This window comes from Nocardia alni, from assembly GCF_019038435.1.
Taxonomy (GTDB): domain Bacteria; phylum Actinomycetota; class Actinomycetes; order Mycobacteriales; family Mycobacteriaceae; genus Nocardia; species Nocardia alni.
The window spans coordinates 17,814-35,298 of sequence record NZ_JAGPOX010000104.1 but is presented as its reverse complement, the minus strand read 5'-3'; the positions used below and the strand labels follow the sequence as shown (position 1 = coordinate 35,298).

Sequence of the window (17,485 nt, the reverse complement as noted above, 5' to 3'; positions counted from 1 at the left end):
GGGGTGGACCGCCTCGGCGGGCAGGGGGATTCGGTCCGGGTTGCGATCCGGTGTGGCGCAGCAGGATCGCAGGATTGTGACGAAAGTTCGGCCGAGGCGGGCGACGGTGTCGGGGTCGAACAGGTCCGTGCTGTAGACGATGGCCGCGCGCAGCCGATCGGGGTGTTCCCAGACGTGTAGTTCGAGTTCGAATCGGGTCGAGCGCTCGTCCTCGTCGATGCGTACGACATCGAGGTCGGCGAAGCGTATTCGCGAGTCGGCGAAGTTCTGTAGGGCGAACAGCAGCGGAAATGTCACTTCGCCTGTGTCGTGGGGACGGCGCAGGGCGGGCACGATCTGTTCGATGGGTGCGTCCTGATGGGCGAACACGTCCATCGTGGTTCGGCGCACGCGCTCCAGCAGTGTGCGGAAGGTCGGTTGTCCGCTCAGATCCACGGGGATCGGCAGGGTGTTGACGAAAAGGCCGATCAGATCCACGATTTGGGGATTGTCGCGATTGGCCAGCAGGGTGGCGGCGGTGACGGTGTCGCAGCCGCCGCTTGCCCGGGAGATCGTCGCCGCCCAGGCGGCCAGCAGCACCATGTACAGCGTCGCGCCATCGGCTCGGGCCAGCTGCCGTGCCGCACCGGCGGTCTCGGCGTCGATGTCGAACTCGTGGCGTGCCCCGTTCGAGCTGCGCTCGAGCGGGCGTGGGCGGTCGGTGGGCAGGTTCGGATCGGTGAGCCCGTGCGGGAACAGGGTCCGCCAGTGCGCCAGCTCCGCGTCGAGCGCGGCGCGGTCGGTCCGGTCGTGCTGCCACTCCGCGTAGTCGGCGTACTGAATGCTCAACTCCGGCAACGTGACCGGTGTCCCCGCGACGCGTGCCCGGTAGCACACGTCCAGTTCGTTGAGCAGAATCTTCAATGACCAGCCATCGATCACGATGTGGTGCACCACGATTGCCAGCAGCCTGTCCTCGCCGCCGAGTTCGATCACCTCGGCCCGTAGTGCGTCGGCCTGGCCGAGGTCGAACGGGGCGTCGATGAGGCGGCTCAGCAGCTCGGCGACGCCTGGGTGAGCGACCAGGTCGGCGTCGGCCACGTAGCCGGCCTCGACATTATGCAGGCCCAGCTCGAACCGGCCGTATGGATGCACCCGCTGGTGCAGGTCGCCGTCGACATCGGCGAACGAGGTGCGCAACTGCTCCTGCCGGGCGATCGTGTCCTCGAACGCCCCGCCTAGCGCGGCGATGTCGAGTGGGCCGCGCATCCGGAGCAACAGCGGCACGTGATAGGACGGGTCCGCGGGATCGAGTTTGTGCAGGAACCACATTCGCTGCTGAGCGAAGGACGCGGGAAAGCTCAGTGTTGCCGGCGGGTTCTGTTCGTGATCGGCCGAATTCATTGTCTGCTCGCTCATTTCAGCGTCCTACCGGCCCGGGCGAGCCGGTGGTTCCTATCGGTCGTTCGGCTCGAATGCGGTGCTGCGGCGCCAGTGCGAGCGCGGCGGCGTTCATGCTGCGCACGGTCATGAGCGCACCGCGCTCTTGCGCCGCGCACTGGGCACGATGACGTCGGCGGACGGGTCGGTGTCGTTGCCGGCGCGGGCGCGTTCGACCAGTCCGGCCAGCCCCTTCACGGTGAGGTCGCCCGAGGAGAAGAACTGCTTGACCGACAGACTCACGCCCAGCTCCTTGCGCAGGCTGGTGACCAGCTGCATCGCCAGCAGTGATTCCCCGCCCAGATCGAAGAAGTCGTCGTCGGCGCCGACCTTGTCGATGCCCAGGACGGCCTGCCATGCGTTGGCGATCCGATGCTGTAGCGGGCCCTCGGGCGCGCGGTAGGCGACGGCCAGGTTGGGCCGGGCGTTGAATGCCGATCCGCCACCGAACATTCCGCGATCGGCCGGGGCCTGCGTGTCGGTGGTGTCCCAGCGTGCACGGGAGCCGACGATCAGGGCGTGGTCCACCGGCGCGGCCCCCTCGACCGCGTCGGCGTCCGACTGCACCCGCACGTCGGTGAACCCGGCCCCGCGCATCAACTCGGCCCACTGGCCCGGCGCGACCAGCGGGGAATGAGTGCGCAGGTCGTCGGTGAAGTACCACCAGCCCTCGAACAGGCCCGCGGTCAACATCGAAACCCGGCGCTGCTGAGCAGATTCCAGCAGCAGCAGGCGGCCGCCGGGCGCGAGCAGTGAGTGCACCTGTGAGACGGTCGTCGCCAGCTCCGGCGTGGCGTGCAGCACGTTGAAGGCGAGGACGACGTCGAACGGCTCGGTGAATCCCTGCGCCTCGGCGTCGCCGGTGACATCGAGCACGCCGAAGCGCATCCAGTCGTAACCCTGCTCCTGTGCACGGCGCTGCGCGGCCACGACGAACGAGCGCCCGAGATCGGTGAAGGTGTACTCGACCGGCGTGCCGTGCACCGCCTCGGCCACCGGCCATGTCAAATAGCCTTGGCCCGCACCGATTTCCAGCACCCGCAGCGGGCGGTCCCGGCCGGCGGCGAGTTCGCGCAGCACGGAGCCGACGAGGCGGGTGTAGATGGCGACGTCGCTGTGGGCCAGCCGTTTGTCGACCACCTCGGTCGAGCGATCGTCGGAGCCGTCCACGATCATCACCTCGGTACCGGCCAGCTCGCCGGTGCACACCTGGCGGTAGCGGGCCGAACAGTAGTCGAGGAAGGCGAGTTCCTCCTCGGCGTCCGGGTACCGTGCCAGCAGTGCGGCCCGTTCACGATCCAATTGCTCATCGCCGCAAGGTGTTTCGGTGAGGCGCAGACGTGCGCCGTCACGCACCGCGTAGCCGTCGGCCACCAGCAACGACAGCAGGGCGTCGAAGAACCGCTCATAGGGCGCAACGAATCCCAGCTCCGCGACCACGGCGGCCGGGTCGACGAGCGCTCCGGGGTCTGTGGCGCAACCGATCTCGCGCAGGAACCGGGCCACGTAGAGGGCGCACAGGGACTCCAGCCGCGCGTCCAGACCCCGCTCGGTATGTTCGACGGGAATCTGCTTGCGCAGTTCGCCTTCGCACCGATCCAGGTAACCGAACAGGTCGAAGGGGCGAGCCGTGGCGCGGGCGGGTGGGTCGATCCAGAACCTGCGGCGTTCGAACGGATAGCCGGGCAGCGTCACCTTCCGCGCGGCCGGCTCGCCGGCGGCCGTCAGGTCCACCGCGGCGCCCGCGGCCCAGATGCCGCCGAGGGCTCGCAGCAGGTAAACACGATCGTCGCCGTCGTCGCGGCGGTGTCGCATGGTCGGCGGCGCGACCGCCTCACGGCCCGCCTGCAATTCGATCAGCCGCGTCAATCCCCGTCCGGGCCCGGTCTCCACGAACAGCGGCGACAGGTCCCGGACGAGTGTGTCGATGCCGTCCGCGAAGCGGACGGTGTGGCGAGTGTGGCGGATCCAGTAGTCGGGATCGGTGGCCTCGGCGTCGCTCAGCCAAGCGCCGGAGACGTTGGAGATCATCGGAATTCGGGGCGCGTTGAGCGATACCGTCGCCAATACTCGTGCCAGCGCTGGTAATTCGGGGTCCAGCAGTGCGGAATGCACCGCGGGCAGCGGCAGCCGGCTGACGTCGACGCCCTTGGCCTCCAGAACCGCCTCCAACGCGGCGATCTCGTCCACCGGGCCGGACACCGTGGTGTGCAGTGGTCCGTTGATCGTGGCGAGGCCGAGGTTCGGGCCCAGGTAGTCGGCGAGGTCGTCCGGGCCGAGCAGGACGCTGGTGGCGGCCCCGCCCGACCGGTCGAGCAGCCGCGCGCGCTCGACGACCACCCGAATCGTGTCGTCGAGACTCATGACGCCCGCGATGCAGGCCGCGCTGTATTCGCCGAGACTGTGGCCGATCAGCGCGGCGGGCGTGACACCGTGGTCTGCCAGGGCCGCGGCGAGCGCGATCTCGGTGGCCACGACAGCCACGAACGCGGCCGCCGAATCGCCCGAGTCGCCGAACCCCTGCGGATCGTGCAACTGCGCGACAAGGTCGACTCCGGTCAGCGGCTCGGCAATCGCGGCGGCGGCGGTGATGACCTCGCGGAACGCCGGTTCGTCGGTGTAGAGCCCCAGGCCCATCCGGGCGTATTCGGTACCGCCGCCGGGCAGCACGAAGACCACCGGCCGCGTGGCACGCGCCCGCGCGGGCGATACGGTCACGAGTTCGGTGCGGGCTTCCTCGATTTCGGAGGCCACCACGGCCGTGCGGTATTCGTAGTCCTCGCGTCCGGCGCGCAGCGTGTGCGCGACGTCGGCCAGCCGGAGCCGAGGGTGTGTCCGCAGATGGGCCGCGAGTTGCCCGGCGGCCCTTTCGAGTGCCGCTGGGGTGCGCGCGGAAACGGTGAGCACAGCGGGGCCGTCGTCGTCGGGGCGCGGCGCCTGCCGCGGCGCGGGGCCGAGGATGACGTGGGCGTTCGTGCCGCCGATGCCGAACGAGCTCACCGCCGCCAGATCCGGTATGGACTCGGACCATTCGGTGCGGTCGGCGGCGACCCGGAACGGACTGGCATCGAGGTCGAACAGGGGATTGGGCGCGGAAAAGTGCAGGCTCGGTGGGATAGTCCGATTCTCGAGTGCCAGAACAGTTTTGATGAATCCGGCGATCCCCGCGGCGGCGTCCAGATGACCGAGGTTGGTCTTGACCGAGCCGAGCAGGCAGTAGCCCGTGCGGTCGGTACCGGTGCGGAACGCCTCGCCGAGCGCGCTCAGCTCGATCGGGTCCCCCACCGGTGTGCCGGTGCCGTGCGCCTCGACGTATCCGACCTGGTCCGGGGTGATCCCGGCGGCGGCCTGCGCGGCGAGAATGACCTCCACCTGTCCGGGTGCGCTGGGTGCGCCGTAACCGGCCTTGCGGTTGCCGTCGTTGTTGACCGCGGAGCCCTTGATCACGGCGCGGATCGGATCGCCGTCTGCCAGCGCGTCGGCCAGGCGCTTGAGCACCACCACGCCCACGCCGTCGCCGGGGAACATACCGTTCGCGCCCGCGTCGAAGGCCCGGCAGCGGCCGTCCGGTGAGAGCGGGCCGTCGGCGATCGCCTGATATCCCTGGTGCGGAGTGGGATTGAGCGAGGCGCCGCCGGCCAGGGCCACGTCGCACTGGTAGTTCAGCAGGTCCTGGCAGGCCACGTGGATGGCGACCAGGGAGGTGGAACAGGCGGTCTGCACACTCAGCGCCGGACCGGTCAGACCGAGCTTGTAGGCCACCCGCGTGGCGATTCCGCCGGGGGAACTGCCCGATGTCGCGGGCAGCGACGCCATGGAATTCGTCTGGTCCATCACGTGCGGGTACACGTTCTCCAGGAAATAGCGGCTCTGGCTGGCTCCGGCGTAGACCCCGATCCGGCCGTCGAAGCGGCCGGGCGCCTGCCCGGAATGCTCCAAGGCGTGGTGGCAGCATTCGAGGAACAGGCGCTGCTGCGGGTCGATCAGTTCGGCCTCCGACGGCCGGTAGCCGAAGAAATCGGCGTCGAAGCGGTCGATGCCCTCGACGCTGGATGCGACCCGCACCAGCGCGGGATCGTCGTACTCGGCCTCGGTTCCGCCCGCGGCCAGGAACTGCTCGAGGGTGAATTCCCGGGCGCTTTCGCGGCCCTGGATCAGGTTGTCCCAGAAGACCGTCAGATCCGGTGCGCCGGGGAAGCGACCGTCCATGCCGATCACCGCGATCGCGTCCATATCGGGTGTCTCTATCGCGTCGTCGAATTCGGTGGGGCCGGTCATCTGGACTTCCTTTCGGGCCGTCGGGCGGGGTTGGCCGGTCGACGGCGCTTGCGGGGCCGGTGGAGTGGGGGAAAGAAGGGGATGGCCGGTTGGTGGAGCCTGCGGGACCGGTGTGGGGGATGAGCACAGCTCGATGAGCGTGGTGTGGAATTCACCGAGCAGCGTCTGTGCTTCGTCGGCGCGGTAGCGGTCGCTGTCCGCGACGATGCCGAGCTGGTGTCCCGTGCCGGTGTCGGCGCATTCGAGAACGAGATCGAAGCGGGCGGTGCCGAGGTCGATCGGCGTGACGGTCGCGCTCACTCCGTCCAAGTTCAGCTCGCCGGCCAGGGCGCCGCGGGCGGAGAACACGGCGTCGAACAGCGGGCCGGAATCACCCGGCCGTGCCGCACGCTGGTCCGCCACCACGACGTCGAACGGAACCTGCTGGTGCGCATAGGCATCGAGGCTCTTCGCCGCGACCTCGGCGAGTGGATCGGCGGCGGTGAGATCGATGTCGATCAGCACGAGGTTGCCGAAGTTGCCGAGCACCGATTCGGCGCCAGGCTCGCTGCGATCGACTACAGGTACGGCCAGCACAACGGTGTCGCTGCCGATGCGTCGACCCACGGTCATCGCCGCAGCGGTCATCAGCACCGTCGTTGTCGAAATACCCTGTGCCCGGGCGACTGTGGTGACTTCCGCATGGTGTGTCGAGCTCAGATCCCGGACGACCCTGCGGCCCTTGCGCGGCGGGAGCATCGTGCCCGGCCGGGCACGCAGACTCCTCCTACGCCAGTGCTCGCGGGCGGCGGCGTATTCGGCGCGCTGCGCGCGTTCGTCCTCTGCCAGTGCGTGGTCCAGATATCGGCCGGCCGCGATGGGGGCCGTGACATCGCCGTGGCGTCGCGTCCGGTAGGCCGTCGACAGGTCGCTGAACAGGATGTCCCAGCTGTAGTCGTCGAATGCGATGTGGTGCAGGACGATCCACAGCAGCCAGTCGCCCGTTGCCCGGCTTCGGGCGGTGTCGTCGTGCGGGTCGCCGTTACGGGCGTCCCCGGTGTCCGCGCGCGCCAAACCTGCTCGGATCGGCAGTTCCTTGCCCAACCGGAACGGCCGGACCGCCGCGGCGTGAGCATGGGCGATCGGGTCCGGGGCGGCGACTGGCGCGACCTCGAAGGGCCGGTCGAGGATGTGCTGGCGGGGCAGGCCGTCCGCGTCGGCGCGGTAGACGGTCCGCAACACGGTGTGGCGGGCGACAACGTCGGCCAAGGCGGCGCACAGGGTGTCCGGGTCGAGGCCGTCGTCCAGCCGGATCATCACTGCCAGATGATTGGCCGCGCTGTCGGGGGCGAGCCGCTCGGCGAACCACATGCGCCGTTGCGCGGCCGACAGTGGTCCGGTTTGCGGTGCGGATATTTCGTCGGTGATGGCCGTGGGTTCCGGCCGGCCGTCAAGGGGGCGGTGTGCGGTGCGTTTCGATAGCAGATCAGTCTGTGCCGCAGAAGCATTCGCAGTATGGGCCCCGGGTCCTGCCTGACCGTCGCGAGTGCGGGATTGTGGAAGCGGACCGTTCTGCGTCGCAACGGTGTTCGCGGAGTCGGCCATTGGTTCCGGCTGTTCGCCGAGGGCGCGGCGCGCGGCGGATTCCAGTTGCGGGCCCGCGTAGGCGAGCAGTGCCTGCGCGCAGGTCTCGACGTCGATTCCGGCCAGTACGGCCCGTGCGGAGATCTCGCAGCCCGCCAGCTCGCGGCGCAGCCGGGCCAGAATTCTGGTGGCCGCCAGCGAGTCGCCGCCGAGGGTGAAGAAATTGTCGCGCGGGCCGACTCGGTCCAGGCCGAGCACGTCCGCCCACGCTGCGGCGATCACCGTCGTCAGCGCGGTGTCGGCCGCTGTACCCGGGACGGTCGTCGGCTCGTTCAGGGCCGTCGTGCCGTGTGCGGTCAGCGCCGCGCGATCCACCTTGCCGCTCGCCGTCAGCGGCAGCGTGTCCACCACCAGAATTCGGCTGGGCACCAGATATTCCGCGATGCGGTCGCGGAGGTGGCCGAGCAGGGTCTGCTCGTCGGTGTCGGCCTCCACATGTCCGATCAGTGCGCGGTGTCCGGGACCCCGCACCTGCGCTACTGCCGTGACGACGGCGTGCCGCACTGCGGGGTGGGTCCGCAGCGCCGCCTCGACGGCCGAGGGCTCGACCCGGCGGCCGCGCAGCTGAACCTGTGAATCACGCCTGCCGATGAACTCGATGGTGCCGTCGGGGCGGCGACGGCCCAGGTCACCCGTGCGGTACAGGCGTAGCCCGGTGGCCGGGTGCCGGATGAACCGTTGTGCGGTGAGTTCCGGATCGCCCCGGTACTCGCGAGCCACACCGATGCCACTGCAACACATCTCACCGACCACCCAGGCCGGGCATTCGAATCCCCGCTCATCGAGGAGGTGGTATCGGGCGCCGGGGATGGGTGTGCCGTAGGGCACGCTGATCCAGTCCGGGTAATCCCGGTCGGGATCTCCGACGCGGTGCCAGATGTTCCACAGGGTCGTCTCGGTGGGGCCGCCCACACTGACGAGTTCCGCGGAACCGTACGCGGCACGATAGTTCTGTGCGAGATCGAGCGGAAACCAGTCCCCGCCAAGGAAACTCAGCCTCAGCGTTGACTCTTCGCTGCCGTCGTCCTGGCTTTCGCGGCGGTAGTCCAGCAGCATCCGCATCATCGCGGGCACCGAATTCCACACGGTCACACCGTGTTCGGACATCAGTGCCAGCCAATGCTCCGGATCCACGCGGCGTGCGGCATCGGGAACCACCACACACCCGCCCGCGCCGAGCATGCCGAACACATCGAACAGCGACATGTCGTGATGCAGCGCTGTGACCGCCAGCGAGCGGTCGTCCGGTCCGAGACCGAAGGCGCGTGCCGTCGCACGCAGGCAGTTGACGACCCCGCCGTGCTCGACGGCGACCAGCTTGGGTTCGCCTGTCGATCCCGATGTCGGGAGTAGATAGGCCAGGCTGCGAGCGGTGGTTGTGGTCGGTGGCAGTGCCCGCGCCGAGGACTCGGAGAACTGGTCGACAGGGGGCGTGGGCAGTGGGGTTGCCGGATGTGGCAATGCCCGTGAGGGGGCAGTGGCGGGCGGCAGTGCCGGTTCGGGGGACACGGAGAGTTCGTCGGCATCGAGCATAGGTGGCGGGGTCGCCGGATGCGTTACTGCCCGTGAGGAGAACAGCAGCGGAGTCGCCGGGGACGCGGAGAGTTGGTCGACGACGAGTGTGGGCAGTGAGGTTGTGGGATTCGGCAGCGCCTGCGCGGTAGTGGTGTCGGTCAGTATCGCGGCGGGGCGCGCGCGGTCCAGCAGAGCGGCGATCGATGCCGCCGGTAGCTCGGGATCGATGGGCAGATAGGCACATCCGGCGCACAACACTCCGATCGCCGCCGCGATCTGCGCACATGACTTGGTCATCACGATGGCGACGATCGGTTCCGGCTCATCGGGTTTCACCGGCGGCGAAGCTGCCTCGTGCAGCCACCACGCGACCGTGGACGCCCTGGCATGCAATTGCGCGTAGGTGACGCCGCTTCCGTCCGCGCCGATCAGTGCGGTCGCGTCAGGACGCTCTCGGACCTGCGTCAGAAAGTCGCTGTGTGCCAGCGTGTTCTCGTCACCGCGCGTGTGATCACCTTGGGGTGGTGCGACATTCGGGTCGAGTGAGCTGGCTGTGGAGTTGTGACTGTCGGCGGCGAATGGGGCTTCTGCGTGTGGGTATGCCTGGTCTTGCTTCGCGAGGTCGCTGTGTGCCGACTCGGGTTTATCGTTTGGTTGCCGAACAACTCGTGCCCGATCGACATTCTGGTGTGCGGAGTTCGCCGCGGAGTCGCGGTTGTCGGTGTCGCGCGGCATCGGACCACTAGGGGAAGTCGGAGGTTGGTGTGTGTGGTCGAAGCCGATCGGATCGGTGCTGCGCCACGTTCGTTCGTCACTGGCGAGGTTGTGTAGCAAGGTCGACCATGCCGCGAACATCGCCTCGATTACGCCGGGGCGCAGCATGTCTCGTACGTAGTCCCAGTTGACGTACAGTTCGCCGAGGCGCTCCTCCAGCTGTACGTCGAGGTACACCTGGGGGGTGGAGGTGATGTGGTAGACCGGCCGCAGGGCGCGTACGAGGGCGGAGTCGTTCTTGGCGAAGGCCAGTGTGCTGGTCAGTACCACGGGCATCAGGACCGGGCCGTGCTCGCTGCCGTGGAGTTCGCCGAGCCTGCGCAGCAGTTCGACGCCGCTGATGGCGCCGTGCTCCAGCGCGTCCCACATCCGGCGCTGCGCTCGGCGGGCGAAGTCGGTGAAGGGCTCGCGGTCGCCGGCGTCGATATCGATCAGAGTGAACGTCGCGAATTCTCCCGCTACGTCCTCCACGCCGTCCAGGAGCGGACTGCGTCCCATACGCGGAATGTTCAGTGTGAACCGGGGTGTGGCACTCCAGTGTGCGACGACCTGTGCGAAGGCGGCGACCATGAGTCCGCTGGCGGTGAGGCCGTGTTCGGTGGCGCGCGCTTGCAGACGCGACCAGGTCGAGGCGTCGAGACACTCGTCGAGCCGGTCGAACCGGGGGTGGGTCACCGATTCCGGTTCTCGTCGCAGCGGCAGATGCGGCGGGCCGGGCAGATCCGGCAGGATCTTCTCCCAGTATTCGTGTGCCTCGGCGCGGTCCTGCGGATCGGCGAGATCCGCTGCGGCGAGCACATAGTCGCGGAATGCGCAGGCGGGCGGCGACAGGTCCGCGTCGAGGTCGTCATAGAAGATCGACAGATCACGCAGCAGCACATGCCAACTCGCGTAGTCCAGAGTCAAGCCGTCGATACCGACGTGTAATCGGGCTCGCACAGTGGTTCGGTCGTCGGTGTCCGACAGCAACGACAACGCCATCCCGAAGATCGGATAGCGGTCGGACGGACGTACCTCGTGTGCCATCGTTTCGCGGGTAGCGGCCACTGCCGCCTCCGCGTCGGGCTCGTCCAGCCCGCGCAGATCATGCAGGGCCAGACCGGAATCGGGCACCTCGGTCAACACCCGCTGCGTGGCGGTCTGCGGATCCACGACCGCGCGCAGCATGTCGTGGCGGGCCAGGACTCGGTCCCACGCCGCTGCGAATCGGTCCGGGTCGATCACGCAGTCGTATTCGAGATACGCGTGCGTGGAGACGTTTCCGAGCGGATAGAAGTCGCCGCGCCCGATGAGGTAGGCCCGCTGGGTGTCGGTCAGGGGGAAGGGTTCGTGGCGTTCGGTCGTCATCTGCTCTTCCTCCGGCGTGCGGCGGCCGCCCGCTGTGCTGTCTTGGCCGCCTCGGCACGCCTCCTCGCCTCGGCGACCGCGTCGCCATCGGCTCGGACCGCCGCGGTGGGCGGCTCTCCGGCCCTGTGCCGGTCCAGGCGGGCGGCGAGTTGGCCGATCGTGGTGTGCTCGAACAACTCCAGCAGCGGAATGTCGATGTCGAACTCGGCGTCTATCAGGTTCTGTACGCGCACCATGGCCATGGAATGGCCGCCGAGCTCGAAGAAGTTGCGATTCGATCCGACCGACTCGACACCGAGTACGGCGCACCAGATCCGGGCGAGTGTCAGCTCGGTGGCGCCATCGGGCGCGATGCGGTCGGGTGCGTGGTCCTCGGCGGGGACCGCCAGTGCGGCAAGCCTCTTGCGGTCGAGCTTGCCCGCCGTGGTCAGGGGAATCCGATCGACGACGGTGATGCCGCGCGGAACCATGAACGGCGGTACCGACTGGATGAACCACTGCCGCAGCGTGTGTGCGTCGCAGTGCGCACCGTCGTCCGGTTGGCAGAACGCCGCGAGTTCGCCATCGGAATCCAGGACGACGGCGGCGCGGCGTACCGCCGGATGCCGCATCGCCACGGCTTCCACCTCGGCGAGTTCCACCCGGTATCCATGCACCTTGACCTGGTGGTCGGCGCGGCCGCAGAACAGCAGCTCCCCGCCGGTGGTGAACTTCGCCAGATCGCCTGTGCGATAGAGCCGTGCGCCGGGCAGCCCGGAAACGGTGTCGGCGACAAAAGATTCCGCAGTTCGCCCGGCGGCGTTGACATAGCCGCGCCCCAGCGGCAGGCCGCCGATATACAACTCACCCACCACACCGACGGGCGCTGGACGCATTCTCTGATCCAGGACATACACGCGCGCACCGGGATTGGGAGTTCCCATCGTGACCGCGTGTGTTCTCGCCGATCGAGTGGTTGGAGAGGGGCTGTGCGCCCGGTCGCGATCCGCTAGGTCGGCGTGGGATTCGATCCGTCCGGAACTCGCCTCTGATTCGGCCGAGGGAGTGTAACGGCGGCACGCTACCCCGATGGTCGCCTCGGCGGGACCGTAGCCGTGGAACATGGTGGCGTCGGGGAAGGCGGCGGCGAACCGCAGATACAACTCGTCGGTCAAAGCCTCACCGCCACACCACACATACCGCAGCGAGCGCGCCTTGGCGGCGCCGTCTCGGCGGTCGAGGATGAGATCGAGCATAGAGGCGACGACGTAGAAGAAGGTGACACGATCGCGTTCGATCACCTCCAGCAGATGCCCGATATCGGCCTCGCGCTCCGCGTCCACGATGGCGAGCCGACCCCCGACGGCGAGCGGGAGGAAGATCTCGTTGATCGAGATGTCGAAGCCCAGCGGCGCTTTGAACAGCACGCAGTCGGCCGGCCCGAACCGCAGCAGATCCTGTTGCCAGCGCAGCCGGTAGCCGATGGCCCCGTGCCGGATCATCACGCCCTTGGGCGTGCCGGTCGAGCCGGAGGTGAACATCACGTACGCCACCTGCTCGGGGGTGACCTCCGGTAGCTCGTGCCATCCCGGTTCGGACTCGTCGTGCATGTCGATCACCTCGAGCGAGGCCACGGTCCGGGACGGCTGGGCGGCGACGCCGACTGTGGCCGGCCCCGGCTCGGCGGCGATCACGGTGGCACTGGCTGGTCCCGGCTTGTCGGCGATCACGACCGAGACGCCCGCCTGCTCGAGCACCTGTCGCCGGCGTTCCCCGGGCCACCCGGTGTCGACGGGCACGAATGCCGCGCCCGCGCGCAGAACTCCCAGCAGCGCAACGACATAGTCGATGCCGCGGGGCAGCGACACCGCGACGATCTGCTCGGGTGCGACTCCTGCGTCGAGCAGCCGGTAGGCGAGGCGTTCGGACTCCGCGAGCAGTTCATCGTAGGTGAGCGTCTGCGAGCCCGCGGTGACGGCCACCGCCGATGGTGTGCGCCGTGCCGCGTCCAGCACGAGTTCGTGCAGTGCGGGCGGACGAGCGCCGCGTGGAATTCCGGTGCGGCTCACCGCGGCCGAGTCCGGGTGCGCCGCGCCGGTCCACTGTGTGTGTAGTAGTTCCCGCTGGGCCGGTGCGATGATCGCGATGTCGGCGATCGGCGAATCCGGCTCGGCAGCAATGGATTCCAGCGCCACGGAGATCGATTCGGCGATGCGGGCGATGGTGTCGGGGGCGAAGATGTCCAGCGCGCCGGTCACCGCGCCGTGGATGCGATCGTGCTCCTCCCAGACGTTGCACACCAGGTCGAACCGGGCGGTGTCGACCTGGTCGACGATCGGCTCCCCCTCGGCCCGGCCCATGCGGATGGGGTGGACCGGCTGCTGGCCGATCACCATGGCCTGCGGCAGCGGCGCGCGGTTGGGCGTTGCGTCCCAGCCGAGTTCGGCGACGAGTTCGTCGAATGCGACCGGCTGATGGGCCAGCGCCTCGGTGACGGTATCGCGCACCTGGGTGAGCAGTTCACTGAAGGTGCGATCGGGATCGATGCGTTCGCGCAGCAGAACGGTGTCGGCGAAGCAGCCGACGGCATCACGTTCGGGTGCGCCGAGCCGACCGTGGGTGACGGTGCCGGCCAGGATGTCGGTCTGGCCTGTGAGACGGTGCAGCACGGTGATGAACGCCGCGGTGACCAGGGCGAAGGTGCTCGCGCGATGACGCTGCGCGAGCGCGCGCAGCGCGGCCGACGGTGCCACATCGAGGTCGAAGGCGTGCGCGTGCCCGGCGAATGTCGGGGTGTCCGGACGCGGCCGATCGGTGGGCAGGTCGAGCGCCGCGGGCTCGCCCGCGAGCCGATCGCGCCAATAGTCCAGTGCGGCAGAGCGTTCGGCCTGTTGCTCGGGATCCTCGCGGCGCAGCATGAGATCGGGAAACTGGGATACGGTGCCGGACAACCGCGCTGCGCGGCCCTCGAGATCGGCCGCGTAGAGCTCGGCCAACTCCGCGTGCAGGATCGCCAGGCTCATACCGTCGGCGACACTGTGATGCGCGCAGAGCAGCATCAGGTGCGGGCCCTGCGGGTCCTCGGCGGGCGCGAACGCGAGCCGCACCAGCGGACCGCTCCCGAGGTCGAACGGGGTGGCGTCGGCGTCGGCGATCCACCGCTCGGCGGTGCGCTCGTCGTGCTCGCCATCGCGCACCATCAGCACATCCACGGCCTCGTCCGGCTCGTCGACGACGGCGAACGGCGTGCCCTCGTGCAGTACGAACCGGGTCCGCAGCACATCGTGCCGGGTCAGCAACCCGGCCACGGCGCGCCGCAATGCCCCGACATCCACGGTGCCGCGCAGCCGCATCGGGAACCCGATGTTGTAGGCATTCGAGGTCGGATACAGCCGCATGAACAACCACATCCGCCGCTGTGCGGCGCTGAGGGGAATGCGCATGCCCCGGTACCCGATGATCGTCCGGTCCTCGGATGTGGTGTCGGCACTGGCCGCGGTGTCGGCTACGGCCGCTGCATCGACCTGCCCACGAGTTTCGATCAGCGCTGCCAGTGCGGCGGGCGTAGACGCCTCGGCAAGTAGATCGCGCACCGACAAGGCCACAGCGCACTCGTCGCGCATCCGGTCGATGATGCGCGCCGCCAGCAGCGAATGCCCGCCGAGATCAAAAAACTCGTCGCGCACACCAATCCGGTCGAACCCGAACTCCACGGCCCAGATTCGCGTCACCGTCGTCTCGGTTGCAGAGCTAGGCGCGACGTAGGGCGGCAGTGTTTCCGGCCGGGGATGGCCCGGTGCCCACAGCTCCACGGCCGGACCGCTGACTGCGTTCGGTGCTGGGTCTGCTGCTCCCCTGGTCCCGGTTCTCGAATCTGGTGCCACGTGGCGTGGCAGTGTCGATGGTTCCATGGCAGCACTCGTGGCTGCGTTGGGCGCCGGAACTGGATCCGCCGTGGTGTCGGTTATCGAGCTGGGTGTGATGTGGTGTGGCAGTGTTTCCGGCCGGGGATGGCCTGGTGCCGACAGCTCCACAGCCGGTCTGGTGGCGGCGCTTGGTGCTGAGTCTGCTTCTCTCGCAGTCTCGGTCGTCGAGTTGGATGCTACCTGGTGTGGTGGTGTCGATGGTTCCATGGCAGCAGTTGTGGTCGCATTCGGCGCTGGGACCGCCTCTGCCGTGGTCTGGGTTGTCGACCTGGGCGCGACGTGGGGCAGTGCGTTCGGGTGGGGATGAGCCGACGCTGAGCGATTCACGGCCTGGATTCGGGTCGCCGTCGTCTCGGTCGCTGAACCGGGGGCGACGTAGGGCACCAGGGTTTGCGGGCGGGGATGCCCCGGTGCCGACGGTTGCGTGGCGGTGCTGAGGGCTGGGTCCGCTTCCGTCGTGGTCTCGGTTGCCGAGTTGGGCTTTACGTTGTGTGGCAGTGTGTTCGGGTGGGGTTGGGCCGGCGCCGATGGTGCTGTGGCTGGATAGATGGCTGTCTGCGGTGGCGGGGGCTCTGCCCAGCAGCGGTGTCGGAGGTACGGGTGGCCGGGGATCGCGAGTCGGAGTGGGGTGTGGTTGCCGCGTAGGCTCGTCGGATCGATATCGTCTCGGTTGTTCAGCCAGGCGTGGCCGACTGTGCGCAGGGCCGCGAGGTATTCGTCGGTGGTGAGGCGGTCGATGTCGGGGCCGGGGGGTGTGTTCGAGGTCGGCGTGATGAAGTTCGACGATTCGCACGAGTCGTCGCGGAGCGTGCGTTCGGCGTCCCCTGGATCGGTGACGATGAACGCGGCCCGGACCGGATGTTCGCGGCGGCCGGATTGCAGGGTCCACGCGAAGGCTCGAATGTCGGTGTTCGGGTGTGTGGCAAGGTAATCGGCTAGTGTTTTCCGGACCTCGCGCAGTTGGGTGGCGCTGCGGGCGGACAGGGGCAGCAGCTCCGCGGCGCGCGGCGGGGTCGCGGGCGCGCGGTCCGGTGCTTGTGCGACGATCGCGTGCGCGTTGGTGCCGCCGAGTCCGAATACGTGGACACCGGCCCGCCTCGGGCGGCCGGTCTCGGGTGCGGGCCAGGCCCGCAGGGCGTGGTTGACCGCGAACGGTGTGGCGTCGAAGTCGATGCGCGGATTGAGCGGCGTGCCGTTGATACTCGGTGGCAGCTGGTCGTGGGTGAGCGACAGCAGCACCTTGGCCAGGCCGAGGGCGCCCGCGGCGGCCCAGGTGTCGCCGACATTGGGTTTGTGTGTGCCGATCCACACCCGGTGGGCCGGGTCGCGGAGCAGGCCCTCGAATCCCGCACTGAGGGCGGCGATCTCGATTTCATCGCCGAGCGGCGTGCCGGTGCCGTGTGCTTCGAGGTAGTCCAGGTCGTCGGCCTCGATCCCCGCGACGCCCAGGGCCTCGGCCACCGCCTCGGCCTGTGCCCCGGCATCGGGTGCGGCGAATCCGGCCTTGCCCGAACCGTCGTTGTTCACCGCCGTCGACTCCAGAATGCCGAGAATGGGATCCCCGTCGGCGAGCGCGTCGGCCAGCCGACGCAGCGCCAGCACCGCGACACCGTCGCCGGGGGTGGTGCCGTCGGCCTCGGCCGAGAAGGCGCGGCAACGCCCGTCGGGCGAGTTGATGCCGCCCTCGCGGTACCGATAACCGGTGTGCTGCGGCACGTACACCGTCGCGCCGCCGGCCAGCGCCAGATCGGACTCGCCCGCCAGCAGGCTCTGTGCGGCCAGGTGCACCGCGACCAACGAGGTGGCGCATCCCGCCTGCACGTTGACCGCTGGGCCGCGCAACCCCAGCGACCAGGCGATGCGTGCGGCGACGAAATCCTTGCTGTTACCCAGGAGATGGTCCATGCGTGCGGCCGGATCGTGCCGTTCCCGCGGCAGCAGGTGGTGCGTGTAATACGAATCCGGCCCGGTTCCCGCGAAGACGCTGATCGCGCCGTCGAATCGGGCCGGGTCGACGGCGGCCGATTCCATTGCCTCATGGGAACATTCGAGGAGCAGCCGCAACTGGGGGTCGGTGAGCGCGGCCTCCCGAGGGGTGAAGCCGAAGTGCCCCGGATCGAACTGCTCGATGCCGTCCAGCAGCGGACGGGTGCGGACCAGGGCGGGATCGGCCAGTTCGGCGTCGCTGAGCCCGGCCCCGCGCAGTTGCTCGTCGGTGCTGGTGATCAATGCCTCGCGGCCGTCGCGCAACAGCGCCCAGAACTCCTCCGGCGTCTGTGCGCCCGCGGTGCGCAGCGCCAGCCCGACCACGGCGACGGCGTCGCTGCTCTCACTCATGACGCGTCCGTGGGGATTTCGCCGGTCAGCCGCAGCCAGGCCCCGAGCGTCGGCTCGGACATCATGTCCGCGAACCGCATTCGAATTCCCTCGCGCCGCAGCAGGCCGGATATCTTCATCACGCGCACCGAATCCAGTCCCAGCGCCATGAGATTGGCGTCGGTGTCCAGGGACTCGGCATCGGCCCCCGTCGCCTCGCCGACCAGTCTGCGCAATAAATCGTTACCGTCGAGCCTGTCGGACATGTGTTCTTCTACTTCTTCCATTGAGATCTCCGCGATAGCCTT

4 protein-coding genes are annotated in these 17,485 nt (G+C 68.8%); all 4 read right to left on the bottom strand.

Translation table 11 applies throughout. The annotated features are described in order from the left end of the window. A partial coding sequence (locus JZ791_RS31095) for a condensation domain-containing protein (RefSeq protein ID WP_254206642.1) occupies positions 1-1,398 on the bottom strand: 1,398 nt, incomplete at its 3' end. Between the two features lie 108 nt (positions 1,399-1,506). Further along, entirely contained in the window at positions 1,507-10,956 is a 9,450-nt protein-coding gene (locus JZ791_RS31090) for a type I polyketide synthase (protein ID WP_216899236.1), read from the bottom strand. Next, on the bottom strand, positions 10,953-17,198 hold the full coding sequence (locus JZ791_RS31085; protein ID WP_216899234.1) for a non-ribosomal peptide synthetase: 6,246 nt from the start codon (positions 17,196-17,198) through the stop codon (positions 10,953-10,955). Before JZ791_RS31085 ends, JZ791_RS31090 begins: the two co-directional genes overlap by 4 nt. Further along, entirely contained in the window at positions 17,195-17,464 is a 270-nt protein-coding gene (locus JZ791_RS31080) for a phosphopantetheine-binding protein (protein ID WP_216899232.1), read from the bottom strand. The genes JZ791_RS31085 and JZ791_RS31080 overlap by 4 nt, the downstream gene beginning before the upstream one ends. Positions 17,465-17,485 lie beyond the last annotated feature (21 nt).